The 22,295-nt window shown below is 52.3% G+C and carries 18 protein-coding genes; 5 read left to right on the top strand and 13 right to left on the bottom strand.

The window, feature by feature from the left end:
- Positions 1-53 precede the first annotated feature (53 nt).
- Positions 54-368, bottom strand: a complete 315-nt coding sequence (locus L579_RS09500) for a DUF6678 family protein (RefSeq protein WP_051337961.1) — start codon at positions 366-368, stop codon at positions 54-56.
- Positions 369-698: 330 nt separating this feature from the next.
- Here L579_RS09500 and L579_RS09495 point away from each other — a divergent pair, with 330 nt between their 5' ends.
- The 4 genes from L579_RS09495 (at position 699) to L579_RS09480 (ending at position 4,241) form a co-directional block, all read left to right on the top strand.
- The gene (locus L579_RS09495; protein ID WP_021184035.1) at positions 699-1,403 is read left to right on the top strand and encodes a response regulator; all 705 of its coding nucleotides are present in this window, start codon (positions 699-701) and stop codon (positions 1,401-1,403) included.
- Positions 1,404-1,407: 4 nt separating this feature from the next.
- Positions 1,408-2,682: a sensor histidine kinase gene (locus L579_RS09490; RefSeq protein ID WP_021184034.1), complete on the top strand. Its 1,275-nt coding sequence runs from the start codon at positions 1,408-1,410 to the stop codon at positions 2,680-2,682.
- A gap of 81 nt (positions 2,683-2,763) precedes the next feature.
- A complete protein-coding gene (locus tag L579_RS09485) occupies positions 2,764-3,540 on the top strand; it encodes a MipA/OmpV family protein (RefSeq protein WP_021184033.1) in 777 nt (258 codons plus the stop codon).
- 350 nt (positions 3,541-3,890) lie between these two features.
- On the top strand, positions 3,891-4,241 hold the full coding sequence (locus tag L579_RS09480; RefSeq protein ID WP_036626171.1) for a hypothetical protein: 351 nt from the start codon (positions 3,891-3,893) through the stop codon (positions 4,239-4,241).
- A 119-nt stretch (positions 4,242-4,360) separates the two neighbouring features.
- On the opposite strand, the gene L579_RS09475 is transcribed toward L579_RS09480, so the two are convergent.
- The 12 genes from L579_RS09475 to L579_RS09420 form a co-directional block, all read right to left on the bottom strand.
- Positions 4,361-4,807 (bottom strand): IrmA family protein, encoded by a 447-nt coding sequence (locus L579_RS09475; protein WP_369758285.1) that lies wholly within the window; start codon positions 4,805-4,807, stop codon positions 4,361-4,363.
- A gap of 1 nt (position 4,808) precedes the next feature.
- A complete protein-coding gene (locus tag L579_RS09470) occupies positions 4,809-6,392 on the bottom strand; it encodes an SUMF1/EgtB/PvdO family nonheme iron enzyme (RefSeq protein ID WP_021184031.1) in 1,584 nt (527 codons plus the stop codon).
- 44 nt (positions 6,393-6,436) lie between these two features.
- Positions 6,437-7,651 carry an ABC transporter permease gene (locus L579_RS09465; protein ID WP_021184030.1) on the bottom strand — a complete coding sequence of 405 codons (1,215 nt, stop codon included), beginning with the start codon at positions 7,649-7,651 and terminating at the stop codon, positions 6,437-6,439.
- Positions 7,641-8,369, bottom strand: a complete 729-nt coding sequence (locus L579_RS09460; RefSeq protein ID WP_021184029.1) for an ABC transporter ATP-binding protein — start codon at positions 8,367-8,369, stop codon at positions 7,641-7,643. Before L579_RS09460 ends, L579_RS09465 begins: the two co-directional genes overlap by 11 nt.
- Positions 8,369-10,327, bottom strand: coding sequence for a vWA domain-containing protein (locus tag L579_RS09455; protein ID WP_021184028.1), 1,959 nt, complete (start codon positions 10,325-10,327; stop codon positions 8,369-8,371). Before L579_RS09455 ends, L579_RS09460 begins: the two co-directional genes overlap by 1 nt.
- On the bottom strand, positions 10,327-11,316 hold the full coding sequence (locus L579_RS09450; RefSeq protein ID WP_036626168.1) for a hypothetical protein: 990 nt from the start codon (positions 11,314-11,316) through the stop codon (positions 10,327-10,329). Before L579_RS09450 ends, L579_RS09455 begins: the two co-directional genes overlap by 1 nt.
- Positions 11,310-14,003 (bottom strand): virulence factor SrfC family protein, encoded by a 2,694-nt coding sequence (locus L579_RS09445; protein WP_021184026.1) that lies wholly within the window; start codon positions 14,001-14,003, stop codon positions 11,310-11,312. Before L579_RS09445 ends, L579_RS09450 begins: the two co-directional genes overlap by 7 nt.
- Positions 14,003-17,077, bottom strand: coding sequence for a virulence factor SrfB (locus L579_RS09440; RefSeq protein WP_021184025.1), 3,075 nt, complete (start codon positions 17,075-17,077; stop codon positions 14,003-14,005). The genes L579_RS09445 and L579_RS09440 overlap by 1 nt, the downstream gene beginning before the upstream one ends.
- A 16-nt stretch (positions 17,078-17,093) precedes the next feature.
- Positions 17,094-18,551, bottom strand: a complete 1,458-nt coding sequence (locus L579_RS09435; RefSeq protein WP_036626154.1) for an SrfA family protein — start codon at positions 18,549-18,551, stop codon at positions 17,094-17,096.
- A gap of 49 nt (positions 18,552-18,600) precedes the next feature.
- Positions 18,601-19,743, bottom strand: a complete 1,143-nt coding sequence (locus L579_RS09430; RefSeq protein WP_021184023.1) for a tellurium resistance protein TerA — start codon at positions 19,741-19,743, stop codon at positions 18,601-18,603.
- Positions 19,744-19,828: 85 nt separating this feature from the next.
- A complete protein-coding gene (locus tag L579_RS09425; RefSeq protein WP_036626139.1) occupies positions 19,829-20,311 on the bottom strand; it encodes a hypothetical protein in 483 nt (160 codons plus the stop codon).
- An 87-nt stretch (positions 20,312-20,398) separates the two neighbouring features.
- Positions 20,399-21,139, bottom strand: a complete 741-nt coding sequence (locus tag L579_RS09420) for a hypothetical protein (RefSeq protein WP_021184021.1) — start codon at positions 21,137-21,139, stop codon at positions 20,399-20,401.
- Between the two features lie 817 nt (positions 21,140-21,956).
- Between L579_RS09420 and L579_RS23275 the strand changes: the two genes are divergently transcribed.
- Positions 21,957-22,238, top strand: coding sequence for a hypothetical protein (locus tag L579_RS23275; RefSeq protein ID WP_071783572.1), 282 nt, complete (start codon positions 21,957-21,959; stop codon positions 22,236-22,238).
- The last annotated feature ends 57 nt before the right edge of the window (positions 22,239-22,295 follow it).

Below are 22,295 nucleotides of genomic sequence, written 5' to 3'. Positions count from 1 at the left end.
TTCTTATTAGTTTATGTCGTCCTTGTTACAAGGCCGCATAATGCCTTTGCCGATTAAAGATACGCCACCTTACAGGCCGAATCTGCGTAACCCAAGATTCTATAACCGGTTGAAGTCTCAATTCCGGGGAGATGAATAGCCCTAAGAATGGCTCCAACCAACCCGTGCTGCTCAACTGAATTGGTCAAAATATCCAGATGCCGGATATCCGAATAGCCACCTTTACTGAAATGGTAAAACCACTCACCATCAACTGCGGATTCAAAACCATTGAGAGTGGTGGTTTTCCATAAAGGAGGAGATGTCATATTAACCATTGCCAGGCGGATCTCATTCCATTTTGTATTATTCATGCAGCTGTAGAGCATTCAAACCTCCCGTGGCCTGGTTACACATTACGCTCTGTATCGCTCGGCTAAAAGCGAATGTCGGACATTCATGTTGCAAGGGTAAATGGGATTTTATAATGATTTCTTCATCAAGATACGGCTTGTTCATTCCGGTTTGCAGTCAATAGATGCAACACACTGATTGAAGCGCTCTGCGGGTGATTCGTTGTCAGGCGCTTTTCTCGACCTCGTGTTGAGCTATCTGACATACAAGGATTTTATCCTGCACCTGTGATTTCTGAAACTCATCTCCTTTCCTGCTGTCTTTTGTAAATGTCTCCGCTTCGTTTTGACAGGAATATTAAAGACATGACGACAGTTTTGCTCATTGAGGATGATACCCGTCTGGCGCAAATGATCGTGCCTTACCTGGCGCAATATGAGTTTGATGTACTTCATAGCGCCAGCTCAACAGACGCGCAGTCCCGCATGAAAATGAAGGATTTTGATGTCGTATTATTGGATCTGATGCTCGGAGATGCCGATGGCCTGGCATTATGTCGCCAGATAAGGGCTGAGTCTCACAACGACCCGGCAATTATTATGGTCACCGGACGGGGCGACCCGGCGGACCGGATCATCGGGCTGGAGGTTGGCGCTGATGATTATCTGCCGAAGCCCTTTGAGCCGCGTGAATTGCTGGCGCGTATGCGCGCCGTACTTCGCCGTTTGCGTCCAGGGGGGTCCCAACGTGGTGACATCAGCGTGATCCAGTCGGGTGAGCTGGAGATCGATACTGCTGCACGGACCGTCACACTACGACAACAGCCCTGCCTGCTCACCTCGTTGCAATTCGATGTGCTGGTTTCACTGGCTCGCCAGGCTGGACGGGTGTTGAGTCGCGAGCAAATATGGCAGACGGTACGCGGGGAGAGCTATGACAATTTTGACCGCGCTATTGATGTGCATATTGGGCGTATCCGCCAGTTGATTGAGGACGATCCGCGCTCCCCAAAACGCATTATCACGGTGCGTGGAGTGGGTTACGTGTTTTCTGCATTATCGGAACGCTAATGCCATGAAACGCATCGCAGATTTTCCCATGCATTTGCAGATCTTTTTTGCGGTGCTAAGCGCCATCGTGTTGGTCGTACTCTGTACCATTATCCTCTGGCTATGGAATGACGATAACAACCGTAATCTCAGTGCATTTGCTACCTTCAGTGAGCTGGTCGAGCAAAATCTGCCTCCTGCATCGGCGCAAAAAAGTGTGCAGTCAGCTGCAATAGATGACTGGATGCAGCGTACTCATGCGCGCTTCGCGCTATTTGATGCCAATGGTCAGTTGCTGAGCCGACCGCTTTCGCCAGAGATTCCTTTACCGAAACAAGCCAGGAGAGGGGGGTTCTTTGATGACGGGTATGGAACACGTTTTGTCTGGCAATTGCAGGATAAACGGCTGCTGGTTATTGAGTTCAGCTCTGACCGCAGGGAACGTCCGTGGTTGTTTATCATCATGCAGCTGGCATTGGCGGTCACTGTCGCGTTGATAGCTTTTCCGGTGATTCGCCGACTAACGGCGCGTCTGGAATCCCTGCAACAAAGTGTTGAAGCTTTGGGGAGGGGAAACCTGGCCGCACGCGTGCCGGTGACGGGGAAAGATGAAGTCAGTCAACTGGCCGCCAGCTTCAACCGGTCGGCCGCGCAAATCGAAACGCTGGTGCACTCGCAGAAAACCATGTTGGCTAATGCGTCACACGAACTACGTTCACCGTTAATGCGTATCCAAATGGCCTCAGCACTGCTGGCGGGGGAACCTTCTCAGGCGCAACATGAATTGCAACGCAGCGTGGCTGAACTGGACACGTTGGTTGAAGAGATACTTACCCTGAGTCGGCTGGAAATGGCGCAAAAGGTCATCGCAGGTGAATTTACTGCCACCGATGTCACGGCACTGGCTGCGGAAGAGTGTGCCAGGGCTGAAATCGATTTGGTTGCTGAACATATTGTTGCTCAGGTTGATGCCCGCCTGATACGCCGTTTAATGCGCAATCTGATTGAAAACGCCTTACGCTATGCGGGTCAAGAAGTGGTTATGCGTTTATACCGTAGCGATCTGGATAATTTGTTGCTGACTGTCGATGATCGTGGTCCAGGCATTCCCACATCAGAAATGGCACGCATCTTCGAGCCGTTCTTCCGCCTGAGCCGCAAAGAAAATGGCACAGGTTTAGGGTTGGCACTGGTGCGTTCGATTAGCGAATATCACGATGGCGAGGTAAGTGTCATTAATCGCGGTGGCGGAGGTGCCAGCTTCAGAGTACGCATACCGCTGTTACATAACTTTACCTGAGGTAAAAAGAGGCGTTACAGGCGGCTGTTGTAATGGAGGCCAACACTTGCGCCAGCCCTGTAACGAAAAGGATGAAGTACCATGCTTTCCATTCCCGTGAAGTCTGCTCTGCTGTTGTTAATTCTGTCGGCAGCTTTACCCGCCCTCGCTGAGGAGTCAGATAACGCCTTCAGTGGATTTATTGGTGGAGGCGTCGGTGTAAAACCGAAGTACTCAGGAGCCAAAAAGAACGATACAACCTTTCTTCCTGCGGTGAGAGTGAACTACGGCCCGTTTTTTATCGGTGGCGTCGATACCCTGACGGCGTTCGGTTGGCAGTTTGCCAAAACCGAACACTGGACATTCGCCCTGGGAGCAGGTGCAGATCTTTCGCCACGGCATGAGTCAGATGACGAATATCTGCGTGGCATGGGCGATATTAAAACTTCGCCGCGCGCATTTACTTCAGCAATTTACCGCAATGATATCCTCAACGCCGGATTGATCCTTTCACAGGATGTGGGGGGAAATCAGCAGGGGTTTCTGCTGACAACCTACGCCAATCTGTCATGGCGTCCCTGGCAGGATCTGCGACTCTTTACTGGCCCAAGCCTGAGCTGGGCGGATAGCGATTATATGCAGACACAACATGGTGTCTCCGCGCAACAATCATCACGTAGTGGTTTAGCCCGTTATGACGCAGGCGCAGGGCTGGAGAAGATGGGATGGGAAGTCGGGGCCGATTATGACCTGACCTCATCCTGGCGGGTATCGGCCCGTGTCATGGCTCAACGTCTGGAAGGTGACGCCGCGGACAGCCCGCTGACTCAGGAGAAGCAGCAACTGAGTTATGCCTTATTATTGGCCTGGCGTTTCTGATAAGCCTGGCGGGTGACACCGACTTACTGAGGTCATCTGATGACCGAATCCCTTACCATGTAGCTCCACTGACCCTGAGAACGCCAGCGTCCTTTTCCCCAGCTTTGCCAGGTAACACGAATGACCGGCGGTGTTTTTATCAAACTGATTGGTCATTAAAGCTAAAGAAAAACTCGGCGCTGCCGATAACAGTCCAGGCGTTGATTGCCATTCGCAAAGTAAGGCAAATCCTGCATCCTCATGTTCCTGTATGGATGTGAATAGGGCAACCAATGCGTACTTTCTGGGTTGGGAAAGGATAAATTTGGTCAAATCTTGTCAGATCAATTATTTAAAAATGGAGATTACACATGGCAACTAAAATTAAGATGGAAAATCCTCAGACGGGTGAAAGTGTTTTTGGTTTCTATGGATATTCATGGACAACACTTTTATTCGGTGCTTTTCCAGCTTTATTTCGAAAAGATTTTTTAACCTTCATTGGTGTGTTTGTGGTTTGGGTTATTTTAGCCTTTCTTACTATGGGTATCGCCCCTTTCTTTATGATGTTGATATGGTCATTTATGTACAATAAATACTATACAACCGGGTTGCTGAAAAAAGGGTTTATTTTTGCGGCCACGCACACCGAAAATGAGCTGGCTGCTGGACGCCTCGGTCTGAAGCTCAACAGCAACAATTGCAGTACTGTCGCCCCTTAAACTCCGTATCAGCGACAACACAATCAAAAGCATATTCTTGCACTAAAACACCTTGCGTCACCGCAAGGTGTTTTAGTGCTGATTTCAGTTAGCGTAATTGTCACCCGTGGTCTTCAGGGCTAATTGATACTTATTTTCAGTGGTTGATAGTATTGCGGGTCGAACGTGGACAGGGGCAAAGACTTTTTAGTGTTGTTGCCCAATAATTCCTCGGCCTGAGTAATGCTCACTGAGTCAGCGTTTTGCACAGCTTCGCAGTCAAACTCTGTTGCGGTGTCTACAGAGCGAGTGGCGTCACTGTCACCAAAAGGTGGCACGTTTAACGTGCCTTCGCCAAGGGGATGACCTGTTTTATCTTTCAGCTGGATGGTTAGCGCCAGTGCGTTAAATTCTCCGGCACCTCCATTATCCAGCCTGAATACCAGCGAACAAACACCTTGAATCCACACGTTATCGGTATTTCGAATACTAATATAGCGCTGTGTTTCGGCAAGGCTGGTCGACTGCCAGCCCAACCCGAGTAATACCGCTGCCAATAAAAGTCTGCTTGAGCGTCCCATGTTCATGTTACTTCTCCTGTGCGATAGCTTTAGGGGCGTTGATCTGTTTACAGGTTTCCAGCCAGCCCGCAGTATCTATTTTGCCGTTTGCCAGATACGCCTGCTGATTCTGCCAGTGTGCGGCCAGGAAGGGCTTCAGCCCGGAAAGCCGTTTGTTCAGCGTGAGCATTTGATCAAACACCGTGACTTCATGTTGCAGGCCCTCTTTGCCATACAGGGTGGCGGCATCAACCAGGCTACTGGCGTAATAGCCTGTCAGCTGCTGGAGTCTGTCGGACTGCTCGCCCAGCTTGGTTTTGCGAATGGCGCAGTTGGCGTCGCTGGCGTCTTTATTTTTACACAGCAGTTCGTAGTTATGGTTTAAGAAGTCGAGGAAACGGCCATCATCCTGCAATTTGGTACAGAGGAAGGAACCTAAATTCAGGCTGGCGCGAATCGACTGGTCACGCTCTTCCTGCTGTTTCTGGTTACTGGCCCGTAACTGGTTTTCCAGGTCTTTCAATTTCTGCTTCAGGGCAGAGTCATCAACCTTTGATGCGAGGCTGCCCAGCGCTTTGACCGTGTCTTTAGCGTCATCGTCTTTTTTAGCGTTAGCCTGACTATCCGCGCCAAGTGTTTCCCAGCTTTTTTCCAGCTGTTTCACTTTATCGGTTGAGGTGATGGTTGGTGCCACCAGCACCAGACGCAGACCGGTCGTTTTGCTGCTTGCAGGGGTGGCCTGATCGTAGTAATTCACCTCTTTACGCGTCGCGCTGCGAATTTCTGTTGGGCCAGAGAGGAAGTTACCGCCCCGCACCACAAAGCCGCCAGCCTGGCCGTGCAAACGATTGAGCTTATTGAGGTAAAAGGGATTGAACATCATCTCTGACACATTGCCCAGCATGTCATACAAACCCAGCGGATTGGGCTGTAGCAGGCCAATAAGCTGCACTCTGCCATTGGAAGATTGCGCACCTGAGAACCACTCATAATTCTTCATATCGTCCATCGGGTAGTGCTGGTCGCGGAATTCGGCGCTATTCACTTTCAGACCACCGCGTGCGGCAAATTCCCACTCTACTTCTGTCGGCAGGCGTAAAAAGCCTGCATCACCGTCTTCCTGCGGCAACTTATCCATAGCATGGCTGCGCAACCACTGATTGTATTTATCAGCCGCACTCACGGCATCGAACCAACTGATCCCTGTCACCGGCAAACTGAGCTTGCGAGATGGCACAGGGCAGGTGCCTTCGGTCAACGCCTGATATTGCAGGGTGGTCAGTTCATACTTCGCCATCAGGTAATAGCGCCCCCTGGCTTTTTTGTCGGTAAAACTGCCCGCAATAAAAGCGGGATAACTGTGTTCGATCACCCCCCAATCCCCATTGTCCTGGCCCAGCGTAATCGGCAGGTCATCGAGTGGCCCTGTCATCGGGATTTCGACGCGACGAAACGCCATTGAGCCTTCGCAGGGCATGGGCAGAATAATATCTTCGCTATCCGGTTTCGGGTTCCAGCTATTTTCTGTCCAGGGTTCCGCCAGCGCAGAAGAGACATTGGCGAGCAAGCCAAGAACTAACCAGTAAGGCAGTGAGGAAGGCGTTAAGGTCACAAACAATCTCCGCTAATCATCAAATAACTCAAAGGGGGGGGGATTCACACCTCGCGCAGACTCTGCGCAGGTTCAATATTAATGGCGCGATAAGCGCCGATACTGGCAACCACTACCGCCACGACAACGGTTATTGTCATGGCCAACAAGCTATGCGCCCAGGTGATTCGGCACAACATCTGATCGGTCGCCTGGCTACCGGCAAGCGCCCGGTTAAAAATCTGACTGGCGATCAGATAGATGCCGTAGCCCCCGATATAGGCCAGCAGGCTGAGCAGGCATCCTTGCACAATGACATAGGCTCCCACGGCAGGGCCGGTAAACCCCAAAAGCCGCAGCACGGCAATATGTTTGCGTTTGCGATCGACGTTGGCGATAAATGAGCCAATCAGAGAGGCGATACAGCCAATCAGGGCGGTGGCGGCAATGGTATTGAAAATTAGCCCCAGCACGCGGTTGATGCTTTTCACGTTTTCAATGTCGGCGAGACGACTCGAGGTTTCGATGCGTTGTGCACGCAGATCGCGTTCAAGGCTGGCAACGTCATCGATGCTCCGTGCATACAATCTGGCACGCGCATAGCGGGTGGGTTTGTCACTTAATGGTTGCCCACTGCTCACGCCAAGCGCCGGGATCGCGTAACCGTCTCTGAAATGTTCAAGCATCAGCAGCAGGGAGGACTGGGTAAAGATTGCTGCGCGGTTGAAATAGATGGCGGGTAAAATGCCGACCACCACCAGGCTGCGTCGCCCCCATTCCTGGCGTTGATCCAGTTGACGGCTGACACGCAGAGTCACGTTATCACCGACCTTAACCGCCAGTTTCCGTGCGGCTTCCTGGGTTAACACCACCTCATTTTCCTGCTGAATCTTGAGATGACCCAATAGCGGATCACCGATATCGGTCGGAATTACTTCGGCGTTTTCAATGAAATGGGTGCTGTCCACTTGTAAGTCGGTCAGCGTATTGAGCGACCGCGTCTGCCCAATAGCAAATCCCACGTCGGGACGTTGGCGTAGCTGCGCTATCCACTCCGGGTCATAGCTGCCGCTGCTCAACATTCTGATTTCGAGATTGCGCGGATCATTGGCAAGCTCGTCCTGCAATTGGCTGACAATGCCAAACCTTAAGCCGAACAGCAGCAGGAGTGGGGCGATTACCGCAACCAGAGATGACGTAATACAGAAAGAGATGATGCGGTCGTGCCACAGGTCTTTCAGTGCCAGGCGTCCCAGCAACAGGATACGGTTACAGGACAAAGTGGCTTCCCCTTTGGGATTGTTCCCCTGACAGGTCAGATGCACCAGAACCAGGCCGGGCAACTAAACAGGGTAAATTGAAACGTTGCACCAGTGGCCAGTCATGGCAGACAACCAATGCCATCATGCCTTCCTGAGCAACCAGGTCGATAAACAGGCGAAAAAGTTGCTGTGCATTGTGGGGATCCAGTGCCGCGGTAGGCTCATCGGCCAGCACCAATGCAGGACGATGCAGAATGGCACGAGCAAAGGCGGTGCGCTGCCTTTCACCAAATGACAATTGCGCTGGCTGTTTGTGTAGCAGAGGTCCAAGTTTCAGCGCATCAACGACCCTGTTCAACATCGCTTTATCCGCTGACTTGCCCAGCAGCTGGCACGGAAGCTGGATGTTGTCCAGCACGCTGAGAAAGGGAAGCAGCCCGCCATTTTGCAGCACAAAGCCCAGATGGCGCGCGCGTATCTCAGCCAGTTCGGCTTGCTGGTTGTGAGTAAGTAAGGAAGCCACATCCAGCGGCGTTTCGCCATCCAGCATAAAACGCCCAATGCTGGCCGGGCGTAACAACAAGCCAATCGCTTCCAGCAGGGTGCTTTTGCCACAGCCACTTTCGCCGGTCACCGCCATGACCTGGCCTGGCCGCAGCCTCAACTGCGGCAGGTAGACAGGATGCGCGTGATCCCCTTCACCACGCACCACACACAGGTTGTCTATGTGTAGCATCAGGGCATCATTTCCAGTGGGACCGGATAGACGCGATCGCGTGGATCGCTACCTTTGGCCAGCTCCACCCAGCGGTCAACATCGGCATTGTATTTCTGGTAATAACGCAGCTTGGTGGAAAGCGTGCGGATGAATTTCTCCTGCGACAAGCCATCCCAGCTTTTCCAGGTCTCTTCATCAAGATTCAACACGTCACTCCGATAGGGCAGGTCTGCCAGGTATTCGCCTAACACGCCGAGATCGTTGATTTTGGCGTTATCCTGCTGCTTAAGCTGGTTCGGGTCGGCACCCATAGTGGCGGCAACGGAACGTAGACGCTCAAACATTTTATTCGGCGAAATCATGCCTTCATTAGCGGCTTGCAGGATCTGGCTCACCACATCACTTAAATCGCTCAGCTGCCCTTTGGTCAGCAGTACACGAACGTCAGTGGTGGGGATGTTTTGCTTGATGAGATCGCGATCGCTGATCCAGGCCTTAAACACCAGCGGAGCCTGAGTGTCGTTCTTTTTACCCAGCCAGGCCAGCTGCATGGCATGACCAATCAGGGCAGTATCCCCCAGCAATTTCTCTTCGGGCGTCTGCTTTTTGCCATCATCTTTAGAGTAGAGTGCGCTGCCGATGGCCGGATCGCCCATATAGGCCGCTTTGACCTGCTCGGTAATGGCACCTGCCAACGTATCAACCTGTTGCCCGAAGGTTTTCAGATCACCGGCATCAACGGATTGGTAGAGATTGGACTGCGTGCTGTCAAAGTTAGACAGGTCGCGGTACTGGCCTTCCGCCTTCGCATGGTCATTCTTGCCTGACGGGGTTTTCAGATGCAGGGTATAAATCGCAATCCCCTTGTTACCGGCTTCCAGGCGCAGCTGTTTCGCATCAAGCCCGGTAGACGAAAGTTTGTTGCTGCCATCAATGGCACCCGCGTCGGTGATCAATACGATGTAACGCGCGCCGAAAGGCGTCCAGTCGATGCTGTCGATTGCAGAAAGAACGCCGGAGTAAGCATCTTCATCAACCAAAGAGCTGGATACTTTGGCTTCTTTCAGGCCCGCGACTTTTTGCAGGAAATCATTGCCGTCCTTCACCTGGTTGGGGTCGGCAAAGATCTTCGAGGTGAACTCAAGGCCGGGTACGGCTTTGGTGTTGGAGCGGAAGGAAACCAGACCAAACTTAACCTGATCCTGCAAGTGTTCCTGTTTAATCTTGTCATAAATTTTGTTGACCGCTTCTTTGGTGCGATCGATATACGGACCCATCGAGATGGTGGAATCGATGACGAAAACGACCGAGGCATTAAAGCCTTTAAGCTGATTAACGTCATCGGCCTGTTTCGCGTTGGGGTCTGCCTTGCTGACAGAAGCGACGTTCAGTAAGCGTGTATAAAACCCACTCTCTGTCATGATCTCTTCGCCACTGAGGATCGGCAACAGGTAGAACTGCTTTTGCAGATCAACAAAGTATTCCGGCTCTTGCGCTAAAACACCGTCAGCATGGCCGTCGCGTTTGAGATGAGCGCGCAACGGCGCAACAATTGAGACGGGGTCCGGCGCAGAGAGAATATCATCCAGGCTTTTCTTGTCTTTGAAGAACACTAACCGGTCGCGGTTCGCCGGGTTGGTAAAGGCCAGGGTCAGCTGCATTTTCCAGTCAACGGTGCAGGACTGGGGTAACCAGCCAATGGTTTTGCCATAGCTATCTGGCCCCACTTTGACCCAGCTTTGGCCGTTCACATCCGCTTTTTGATAGACATAAAAGCTGCTAAATGCGGGTTGCAGTTGGCCCTTATCATCGCCAGCCGTCGTTGCCAGTTTGCAGCCTGGCGTCGTCAGAACCCTTTGAAATAAGGTTTTCTTGCCTTCCTGTAGCAGAGGTTTGTCTCCCTCTGCTGCCAACACCTGGCTGGTCAGAAGCAGGCAACATAACGGCAGGGCGAGCCGAAGAAAATGTCTGGTCATTATTTTCTCAGCTCCGCAAGGCGTTGTTTGGCTTTCTGATTTTCTGGATCGGTTTGCAGCACGGTTTCATACCAGTAAGCAGCGGTATCCGGGTCCGGGGTTTTGAAACATTCGCTTGGCTGGTGACCCTGAGGATCATATTCAGCGGCATAGGCGAGCGCGATCCTGGTATCACCACCCTGGGCACTGTGGGCGTACAGACGCTGGGCCACACCGCACTGCTTCGCCTGTTTGGCTGCCTCAATGATGGCCAGCAACTTGTCACTGTCGAGCTTCTGTTGTACGCAGTTTTGGACAAAATCAAGCTCGGTCTGACTTGTCAGGTTGGCGGGTGAACACGCGTTAGCATCTGCTTTGGCTGCCTCTGCCACTACCGGGGCTTCCGGTTGTTTCGCTGCCGCGGGTGGCGTGGCGTTGTCGCGTCCCATAAACCACCAGAGCGCGCCGGCGGCAATCAGCAGCACCAGCAGCACGGCGATGATGATCGGAACCAGAGAGGTGTTGCGTTTGGGCCGCGCGGCTGTGGGTGTGCGAATGGGTTCATCAGGCGTGGGTTCGGCCTCAGTCTCCGGAACGGTTTCAGGTGCGGTGTCCGGTGTATCCAACACGCTACTGCCACCGTAGTGGGCGGTTTGCCCACGGGCACCAGAAGAGAACAACTCATCGCGTGCCAACTGGAGTGTGGTGATCAGGGTTTTACCGGAGGCCAACTTAGCCTGAATTTGCACCTGACTGGGGCTGGTCAGCAGGGGGTCAAGGATGTCCGGGCCGATACGGAAGCCGCTGCCATTATTGAATGCATACCCGCCATTGATGGTAAACCAGTGTGGCTCCGGGCTCCAGTGGCCGTCAGGCTGTAAGTAATTCTGCTCGTTGTTGCACAACGTAAAGTTCAGATTGGCCAGCAAGGCGTCTTCGCCACGCAGGCGAATCATCAATTGTGCAAATCCCGGCTCTGAAGGTTGGCACGGTAAAATTTTAGCTAGCATGACGGGTTCTCTTGTTTCATTTGGCCGATGATCTGGCCCAGTTGCTGATTTTGTTCAATGGAGATATCACTGGTTGCGCTGTGGCCGGCGTTGTTCAACGTGAGCGCCATTAATGCCGAGAGCCAGTCGCCCAAATAGGCCATCCCCGGTTGAGGCGCGACCGCTGCCAGTTGCGGCAATTCATCGCGGGCAAGCGTGGCCTGGCGGGCAAACACTTTCTTTTTCTCGCCAACGTAGCTGTCAGGGATTTGCGCTTCGGGCAAAGAGAGGTAGCCAAACCAGGCAATAAAGTCTCGCAGCGCCAGTTGAGCACGTTGCGTCTGGCGTGCCAGCAACTGCTCCCGACGTGTTCCCGCCTGTTCCTGACCTGCCAGCGCGCGCTTGAGCGTACCTTCCAGGTCCAGACGTGTGGCTGCGGTAATCAACTCTTCACACAACAAATTGATGGTTTCACTGTTCAGCCCCAGTTGCTGCCAATACGTGGTTTGCTGCGACAGTTCTCTCAAATGCGCGACCCAGGCTTTAAAGGCCTGATGAGCGAATTCGTCATCCTGACCGATGCGTTCTGGCGTGGGTGCAATCGCGGAGGGTTGTTCCTCGACCGAATCCTGACCGAAAGGATTGCTGCCAAACGGGTTGCTCCCAAAGGGATTCGCAGCAAAGGTGTTTTGCGGACGCTCAACCTCGCTGACTTGCGGCACTTGATCCTGATCGCGAATGCTCAGATAGATATTGTTCAGCTCATGGGAAGGCAGATCTAAACGACTGATCATCTCCCCCAAACTCTGCGGGCTGGCGGTTAAGCCCTGCCACAGTTCTTTGGCAATGGCTTGTTTTTTTTCTAACTGGCCGTCGCCGTCATGCTGGTACCAGCGGCCAAGGCGTTTTTCTGCGGTTTCGATGCGACATTGTTTCAGTTGCTCACGCAGGCGATCTAATTTAAACGTCAGGTGGGCGACGCCACGCAGTGCCCCGGTCAGGCGAGAAACGCCGCCATCGTTGAGCTTGAGCATCTCCTGCCATGCCTCATTGGGTGCAGCAACATGGCGTTGGACATTTTGACGGGTGACAAAGGCGCGCCCCATAGTGTCGATGATGTCCTGGTAGCGATCGGTAATCGCCACCTCTTTCAGGCTCTCCTGCCCTGGGACATTTTCAAGCTTCAGGAACGGCGTATCTATGCCTGGTTTACGTACCAGGAAACAGTTATCAAAGGGTTTGCCCGGTGACCACTCTTTCAACCACTCATACTGGGCAAAACGTTCCAGCAGAGTCATATGTATCATGCCTTCCCAGGCTTCATTGAGCTGACTCTCCGTTTTCGTCAGATTGTCCTGGATGCGCACATCGCACATGGTAATGGCCCAGAACAGGCCAGCTTTACTTCTGGCACGTTCTTCAGCCGTTTTGCCTTGCGTCTTCTCGACCCAGCGGGTGAGAACCGGACCCACATCGGAGACGTCACTTTGTTTAGACGAGCTGGCACAGACCACCAGGGCATTCATCTCCTGATTATCGGTGTAGCGCTCAAACAGATAGGCGACTTTGCCGCGTAGCAACAGCTGCGATACCGGATTTTTACCCGACTGAGCCGCATCTTTCAGGGCGAGAAGTTTGAGGCGACCGCGATAACCGGGGAAGTCGAGTAAGTCGACCTGTTCCATCACGCTGTTTGGCGTGACCTCTGCCAGCGGGAAAATGAGCTCCGCGGTCAATGCCGCGAGCTCCGCTTGTGACAAGTGGGCGCTACCGGTTTGTTGGTTCTCTTGCCAGAAACGTATCTCGACCATGCGATCCTGGCTTGAACCGAGGCGATTCAGGCTGTCGACATTCATAATGCTGCCGTTGCTATGCTCGGTAAGCGTTTCTAATGGGGCAAACACCATTTTTGCGTGGTTAAGTTTTGCCAGCACATGGGCCAGGGAACGGTATGTTTCAGTGAGTTCCGGTTGTTCTCCCCACAGCAGAGAAAAAAGGTCTGCACGCTCATGGGGAGTAAGGGTGGGGGCGATTTTAAGCACCTGCGGCCACCAGGCATGCTCAAACTTTTCTACTGATTTTTTGAATGAATCTTTGAGGTAATCCCACAGGGCAACAACGTCCTCCCTGCTGACACCATTGTTGGCATCAGCCTGACCTGCGCGTTGCAGGAAAGGTCGCAGGCGTTCTTCGATGTGGTTTTCATCAAGCTGATAAGTCAGATTTTCATGGTTGAAGTCATTGAACCAGGTATTGGCGAGGATCTTGGCCAGGTCGATTTCACTGAACAGGCGCAAAGGAACCGGATAGCCCTGCGGGGCTTCGGGCGCGTATCGGGTAAAGCGCGTGACCAGACCGGTCGCCTCTTTCCCTCCACCAACCGGATTGACCTCTTTGATAAAGTCCACCACCCGGGTGCCATAGCGTGCTTTCAGTTCGCCATTGCTACCTGCGGCTACTGAAGAGATAAGATAAGACTTACCGGCCTGAGAGATGCCGAAGAAGCCTACCGTCATTGGCGTGCCAGAAACCTGAGAGAGGCTGTTCGCCAGATTACGGGTACGCAGCAAACTCAGATTCAGTTGGTCGGCTTCTGTGTCCAGGCGACGAGAGCCGGTGCGGACATTGTCCACCCAGCCCAGCGCATCCTGACAGCCCCGGGCGATAGCCGCCCATCCTTGTTGAAGAGTAGTTTGTTCGTTGTTCATTATTTTTTTACGCTCCCGCTATCGAGCCAGTGTCGGCTGTCAATGAGTCCTGTATCGGGCATGGTATTGAGTTCCAGCTCGACATCTTTCTTGCCGAAAGATCGGTCGGTGTTGCTGCTGACATCAGCAATGGTCAGACGATCGCTGATCAGCCCTAATTTTTGCGCAGCCTTACCTTTATCAATCGTCAACCTGACTTTGAGATACGGAGAGCCGCTGTCGATGGATTTCGCTTTAGAGAAATTTTCACGCCCAGACTCGGTGAACCGCAGCGTATATAAGGGGGATGCAGACCAGCGCTCTGCGTCCAACTGGCGATAACCCAGGCGCAGGTCGCCGCGCATCACGATGCTTGCGGTGGTTGCTTCACCCTCATCATTCATAAACACCGGCAGGATGATTTGTCCGTCTTCAGATTTGATATCACGGTAGATAACGTCGGCATCGTGGATCAGGTTATCCATATCTATGGTGCCGATATGGCGAATGGTGGAATACGGTTTCAACGCCGAGATACGGAAATGGAAGTTGGGAATACTGTGGTTCGCGCATAATTGCGACAGCATCGCACCCACCGAGGCGGTACTTTTGGGATCGTGAATATGACCGTTTTTATGGAACGGATACCAGGTGCCGGTCTGGTAACCATGCAACGCCAGAATGCGTCCTGGAGGTAACGGCAGGTTGCGACGGACAATCGCCTGAATCCCTGGCAGCTGCGACGGTCGCCCGGTCAGCAGCAGCAGGTCACACTGGTAACAGGACAACACTTCGCACAGCGCGGTCAGCACTTTGTCGATGTTGAATTTGCCTGAGCACATATCGGTGTGCATTTTCGTCAGCGTGATATTGAGGGCAATATCCGCGAGTTTGAAATCCTCTATGCCTCCCGCCTTTTTCACTTCACGACGTACAAAACTATCAACCTCGTCACTGATGCTGTTCGCGGGCAGTAATTCACCGACGCGCTGATTGATCAGCTGATAGGTTTGCTCATTCTGCGGATCATATTGCTCATAGCGGGCAAGGAGGTGCAGCGCCAGTGGCACAAACACTTGCAGGGTCAGTTGCTGGCGCAGAACCGCTTCGGCGGCACTGATATTTTGTGAACCGCACAGTTGGGACAGCAACGTATCTACCGAACGTACATTCGCTTCACGCAGCGCCAGCTCGAAAGCCGGTAATACGTACGACTGAATAACGTCGAGCAGAATGTCATCCCCGGCAATTTTGAAGCTATCGCGGAATCGCTGGTGGGGGATGATATGCACGTTGGCGCCACCGCCGGTCACGCCATTGCGATCCAGGCGGTAATCGGTGATAACCAGGTCTGTTGTGCCGCCGCCGATATCAATTGATGCAATGGTGAGGGTTTCCCGATCCTGACGGTCCGGGCGGCCAAGCGTATTGAAAAAGACTTCCGGATGACCGGCGAAGTTCTGATTGATCTCGGTGTACAGGTACACCAGTTGAGCACAGGACGCTTCATCCCACTCGACACGGATTTTTGGCAGTGGGATCTTGATGTTGCCCTTGCTGTGTTCTTCCTTCTCATCAATATAAGGATCATTCTCACCCGCATGCCAGCGCAGTGATTTCCATACCAGGCCCACGGCCTGACGCATTCTTCCATCAAGAATGCAGCGTTCCGCCATCGGCATACCCGGTGGGACCGTCAGGATGATGTGGCGAAGTTGACGCGGAAGACCGGCATGGCCTTCACGAATACGTTGCTCGGGACTGTTGATCTGGCTGATGGCTTGCGTTAACACTTCCGCCAACATAAAGGTCATCAGTGAGCTGCGGGAATAGCGTGGTGTGAACACCGGGATGCGATCCATCTCATCCTCGATGGTATGCAGGGCATCGCCTTTCTCATTAATTAAATTGGCAAAAGGAGCGGCAGTGGCAAGGGGATTGGTTTCCTGCAATGAGCTGCCGTTAAAGCGCCAGCCCTGACCATAAAATTTCTCATCCCAGAGATAGCGTTTAGGGCTGGAAAGCCCGGTAGAACCCTCGCTCCCCCGGCGGCGTGACGCTAAGCGACTGGCTTCACCCCCAATGCGGGCGATGGTTGGCCACTGGAAAGCATCGTGGCGACCGCTTCGCACGGAATAAAGGTCTTTGCCAAAAAAGGCCTGGGCGAACTCCACCTTACTTTCAAACGGGTCGATATAGATATGTTCAGGTGTGCTAAGGTCGCGCAGCTTCAGCACGTAGTTGTGCATCAGGCCGGATCCTGACTGCCCGTGATCTTCAATCAAAATGCCGCAGGTGCGGGAGTTACCCACATCAAGAATCAGATCGACCGGGATCGGTTTAATGGCGTTCACTTCACGATTGGCAATCACTTTAAACTGGGGTATCGCGATAGAGGCTGCCGTTTGGGTTTGCAGGCCCTCAAGCGGTTCTGCCATCAGGGACAGCAGGTTAAGGTAGTGCGCCAGCGGATACTGCTGGGCGATCTCTTCCTCTCGATCGTCAATATCCCGCCCTTTGCTGGCTTCATTAAAGACATCGACCAGCCAATCTTTGACCCACTCCTGGGTTAAGTACCAGTTGAGCGCGTAAGTGGCAGTGGCTACTGCAAAGGTCGCACCGGCATTCACATCTTCATGATTAGGGCTAAGATCCGCAGCCGATTGTTGTTTAGCCATGATGCGGGTATCAATCGCCAGCGTCATGCGGTGCGTGTGACCATCCAGGTCGACTTCAGGCAGTTTCACAAGGCGAAAACGCGCCCAGTTCAGCGGGCCTTCCTGGTAAATATTGGGCAAACTAAAACGGAACAGGGGCAGCGGCAACCAGACGCTGTCCAGCAGTTTCAGGCTCTGCTCAACAGGAATGTCGTACTGGCTTTTCGCCTTCTCAATTTTGTCTGGCGTCGGCTGATAGAAATGGTAATCACGCGGTTCGTTGTAAATCAGACGTGTCAGTACGCCGTTGGCGAGTTTGACAAATTCGCCCGTCCCGGCAGTCTGGCGTTTGAAGGTCAAACCGAAATCCATAAACTGAATTCCGGAGTCGCCGACCAGAGTGACCTGGCGATCAAAAGAAACAATTTCAGGCAACATAATCTATTCGTCCCTGTTAAGAATGGGTTTGCAGCATACGAATGGGGAAGGTTTTATCTCCCTCATTCTTGCCGACACAATCGGTGTGACCAGCCGCGGGCGCTTTGCACTCTATGGTTGGGCCAATAAAGTTTGAGTCATCGGTACACTTCATCTGCTCAGGATTTGTAATATTGAGCGCGCCTTGTTGCACATTGCCTTTAGCCGCACCGGTACAGGTGACGCCATTGGACTGACGGACGCTGACGGTGCCTTCGCCTTGTTTGAAGTTGTATTGCAACTGCAACGGACGGCCGGTGAGTTTGTCCTGGATTCCGCCGTTGACTCGCCACTGCCCGTTCAGAAACTGCGCAGGTCCATCAGGTAACGTACCAGGAAGCGTCAGTGGTTGACCCTGCACGGGTTGGACGGGGGGCACGCTATTGGGCGTGACCGCAGGATTTTGCGGCTCAACGTTTTGTGGTTCTGGCATCACGGGTGGTGTAGTTGTCGCGGCGGAATCAGGTGCTGGCAGCTCACGGGTGTCCGGCAGCGCCGGTGCATCTGATGTGGAGGTATCCGCCATCGGCGGCTCATCGACACCCCCTGTACCGGTTTGATTCACCTCAGCGCTGCTCGCCACTGCTCCACTGCTGGTCGCATCCGTACTCCCCGCAACAGGAGAGCCGGAGTTGGCTGAAGGATTGACCGCCACGTTTTGGCTGTTGTCCAGGTTGCCGACCGGTTCGCTATGGTTATTCTCAGCGGATAATTTCGGCAGTCCCGGCAGGGAAAGCGACGGAACGCAGCCACGCAGTAATCCCAGGATTAGCGCCAGAGCCAGCAGGGCGACCAGCAGCCAGAGTAACCATCGCCAGTTCCATTTCCGCCGTTGGGTGTGTGTCACCGTCTCAACGGTGTGAACAGCCGTTGGAGCCGCTTGCGCCAGTGGCTGGGTGAGGGGGGCGACGGCTTTTGGCTCGGGTACTGAGCTGGGTTGCAGCCAGTGCATCGGGTTGCTCTGCTCACCTGTTGGATGGACAAAACCCCAGAAGGTGATCACCAGCACGCCGTTAACCAGATAAAGAAAATCATCATCGGGGAAGTTAACGACGGATTTTAATAACTGAGCGAATACCCGCCGATCGCCGCCTGCACCGCTGTTCTCAGCGTTCAGCATCTGCTCACTCAACGCCTGAACCGCCATCTGGAATCCGGTGAACTGCTGACGTGCAGAGGCGCGCTCGCTTTCCGTGGCACTGCGCCAGGGAATGACATCGCCTGCAAAGCTGCTGTACCAATCTGTACGATCGCCACCTTGCTCATTTTGCGGGATGGCAAGATGGCGGGCTAAATCGCGCCCGGCATCAAGACGGTAAATAGCTTCACGGAGTTGAAAGGCCATCTTAAACACCGGATAACCCGTCTCCCCCAGCGCCTTAAAAGACGAGTTGTTTCCGGTACGTAACAGTGGTCCCTGAATCGAATTTCGCATTGTCTAAACCTTGTAGGGCTGTTAATTAACGCAAGTCAGATGACGGTGGCTAATTTTTGCTGGCGCCAGGCGTCCATTCAAAATTCCAGCCATAGTGCTTAGCCAGTGACTCCCGGTCCGGGAAGAAGCTGTTAAGCCGCTCAACTTTGAGGTCGCCATCGACGTTTTTTATTCGCGCGATTGCCGCAACTTCATTGCGTTCACCGCTATTGACCAAAGTGGTTGAGATAGGTGGCTGATTCGGCACAGAGAGCGTGATCGTGGCATCCAGTCCCTGCCAGTTATTCGCGCCGCCGTAAATGAAGCTGTAGATCAGTACCTCATCAATCTCCTGCCATTGGCTGCCGTTGATGAAGAGCCATTCGCCATCTTTGTTGCCGCCATCGCGCAGATCTTTTTGCAACAGCATGAAGGGGGCTTTTTCATAGTCACCCAGGTATTTACTGAGTGCCTCAACACCGGTATTCCTGCCATTTTTCAATTTAATGAACGCGGCAATATCCAGATCTACCGGTTGGTGATTCTGACCTTGCTGCCAGGTCAGATTGACTTTGATACGGCCGAAGTCGTTTGTTTTAGCGAGGCTGACGCTGGGATTATCCTGCGTTAACTCGGTCTTATTTGGCGAGGCTTCGCCAACTGCCGCAGGTGGCGTGTGTTGTACCGGAAGGGCAGCATCGGTGCGGTGGTGATAACAGAACCACCACCATGCGAGAGCAATCAGCAGCAATAATCCCAGCAGCAACCAGGGCAGGAATCTCCACCGCCTCGCTGGTGGTGGCACCTGAGTCAAGGGAGCCGGTACCGGGATGGCCCAATTGATTAATACCGGCTCGCCACCGACGCGATAACAATCCAGATCCTGTGAATGGGTGAGCAGCGTTTGCAATGCCTGAGCCGGTTGGGTTTCCCCACGCGCGGTAAGCTGGTCAATTAAGCCAGCGACCGTGTCCTGATACTGCTGACGCTTACGCTGAGTTTCGATTTGTTCGGTGTCGCTCAGTGCTGACAGCGGAGTGGCAAGACCTTGTCGCGCTGTCCACCACTCCAGATTCCCTTCGGCGCTTCGACGTGCAGTGGCATAAAGCAGCGCGAGGGAAGGCGGAAGATAACGGTGAATAATCGCAACCGTTTCTTCATAAATGGCGAGGGTGGCATCATCAATTTGCGCTGATCTTGTTAATCGTTGCATAGCCCGGATTCATGTTTGTCGTTATTAGCAGCAGATGCTGATTGGCCAGGTGGCGAGCATTAAATGCCGCCACTCAGGTGACGCATTATTGAAGTGCGTTAGCTTGCTCAAGCTCGGCGACGCGTGCTTTGGCTGCGGCAATTTTCTTTTCAATGACCGCGACTTCATCTGCGCTGTTGGCCTGCTGAGACTGACGCTGCAACGCTTCCAGTTGCTTAATTTCTTGCTGGCGTTGCTGATTATTGGCTTTGCTCGATTTGAGCTTTTTCAGCGTTTGAGCCAGATCAGATCGCGCCGCTTTCAACCTGGATTGTTCATCTGCCAATTTCTGGCTGGAGGCTTGTTCCCTGATTTGGGTATCCGCGAGATTTTGTTGGGCAATTTTATTGTCCCGCTGACTTTGCAGCACATGGCGCTCTTGCTCGTCGACTTTTTGTCTATATCCGCCAGAAGTTGTGCAGCTTAACTTGGTGAGAAAGCTGGGATCCTGAGCGTGCAAATCGCAATCCTGAGGAGATGTGGCACATCCGGCGAGTAACAGGGAAGTGACTAATACATAAATTCTCATAAGGGCGTCCATGAATTGAGCGTGCTGAACGAAATGTGTTCAGCAATAAATCTAAACAGGGCCGATAATAATATCGGCCCGTCATTATCAACCTAATGAAATAGCCTGGCGTTGGCTGTACAAGCCATTCGCTTCAGATTCCAGCGCGGTAATCTGGCCATTGAGTTCGCTATATTCGGTGTTCAGTTGTTTCAACTTGGCTTTATCTGCCGCTGTGCTGGTGGTTTGTCCCTGCAACGCGATCTTATAAGCAGCGCTTTTTTCTTTCATATTCTTAATTTTGTCTTTCATGACGCTGATATTGGCATCAACCTGAGACAGTTCTTTTTTGGCACTGGCTTTATCAAAGCCTGCTTTGTCTTTCTGAATGCTAATTTGGGTCAGGGTCGCGCTGTTATCACTGATCACCGCTTTCATCGCTGCGGTAGTTTTGGCGATATCTGCGGTATCTTTATTGATGTCTTTATCCATCGCTTGCAGTCGATCGGCGGTGGTGGCGTAATCTTTTTTCAGACTGTCCAGGTAATAGTTGGTCGCTACACCGGCAGCACAACCGGCAGCACCGCCCACAGCGGCACCCACCAACGCTTTTTTGCCATTTCCGGCCAGAGCCCCTGCCAGAGCACCAATGCCTGCACCCGCCAAAGCCCCCATGCCACAGCCCTGGGCTGCTGAACTGCTAAATAATTGGGATTGTTCGCCACTGGTCAGTCGGGGATCGGGTTTGGTGCTGGAGAGCAGGGAGCTTCCGGTATTAGCACAACCACCAAGCAGAAGGGAAAGAGAAACAAGCAGACAGGTAGTGCTACGTTTAAATTTATTCGACATCTTTTTTCCTTAAATGGTCGAATGGATCAGCGCTTAATGAGTGTGCTGTCCATAGACACTTTTGCTGTTAAAATTTTAAATCAGGATTTGACTGTCATCTGTTAAGGCAAATCCGTGGCGATACATCTCACAGGTGCAGATAAACCTATTTTCTGGAGTGTTCGCTCTTCTCTGAAACCAGATGAGATACGTCGCATCTATTTCCGGAGAGGTTATCGGCGTGTTTGTTGAGATCTTTAGTATCAGAGAAGAAATAGTCGTGTTGTTTTTTTCACCAAAACACAAGGAACAGTCCTAACCCAATATCCCAAAAAGAATTGCGTAGCCAGAGGTTGGAAAACCTCAATGCCAATCGGGAATATTCGTCGAAACAGATGCAAAAGCATCTTTAATTTTCATCGTTGCCGATAGGGATTTTTTTTGTATTTAACTTAAAAAGGAAAGTATTTCAAGACACGATTCATGCTTAATTTCCTTCAGAGGTCAGTGAAATCAACCTGATATGATTAGTATTGTATAGGCTGCACGAGTAGGTATGAAACAATATATTTCAATACAACTAAATTATACACTTTCCCACACCTTACACTTTCTTTACGCATTAACATGACATGTGAGGCTGGATTGCGCTGTTTTCCAGATGAATATTCTGATGTCAAGGTTGCACAGGGTTAGCAACGTGCTCAATTGGCATTAATTTTATCGCCAATAAGGACCGCTGGTCCGATGTCAGGTGTTACCGCAACAGTGTGTAAGCCTTTTATAAGCCCCGTTTTTATGTTCTCCTGTTTGTATTCATCGCAATAAGGACATCAGCATGAAAATCTACTGGTCACTCAGAAGCATCCCCGAGCTATCACAACTTTCTTCAAAAGAGTGTGGCAAACGCTGGAACGATATCTATACCTCAACCTTTCGGCACTGGGAAACATGGGTCGGGCTGCTACTTTGTGCACTGTTATCCGGCGCGGGCGCAAAATTATTGGGTTTCCCCGGAGTTATCGTCATGGGAGCGATTGGCGGCTTTGTTTATAGTCAAATTCTCATTCACGTTGCCCGCAAATATTACAGACATCGTTTGCTGGGTGAACCAGGCTGAGACTTTTAGAAAGTGGTCAACATCCGACAGGAACAACAGATAAAATCAGGGAGGTGT

This window comes from Pantoea sp. AS-PWVM4 (genome assembly GCF_000468095.1).
Taxonomy (GTDB): domain Bacteria; phylum Pseudomonadota; class Gammaproteobacteria; order Enterobacterales; family Enterobacteriaceae; genus Pantoea; species Pantoea phytobeneficialis.
The sequence above is the reverse complement of the archived record's forward strand: the minus strand, read 5'-3'. Positions and strand labels throughout refer to the sequence as shown.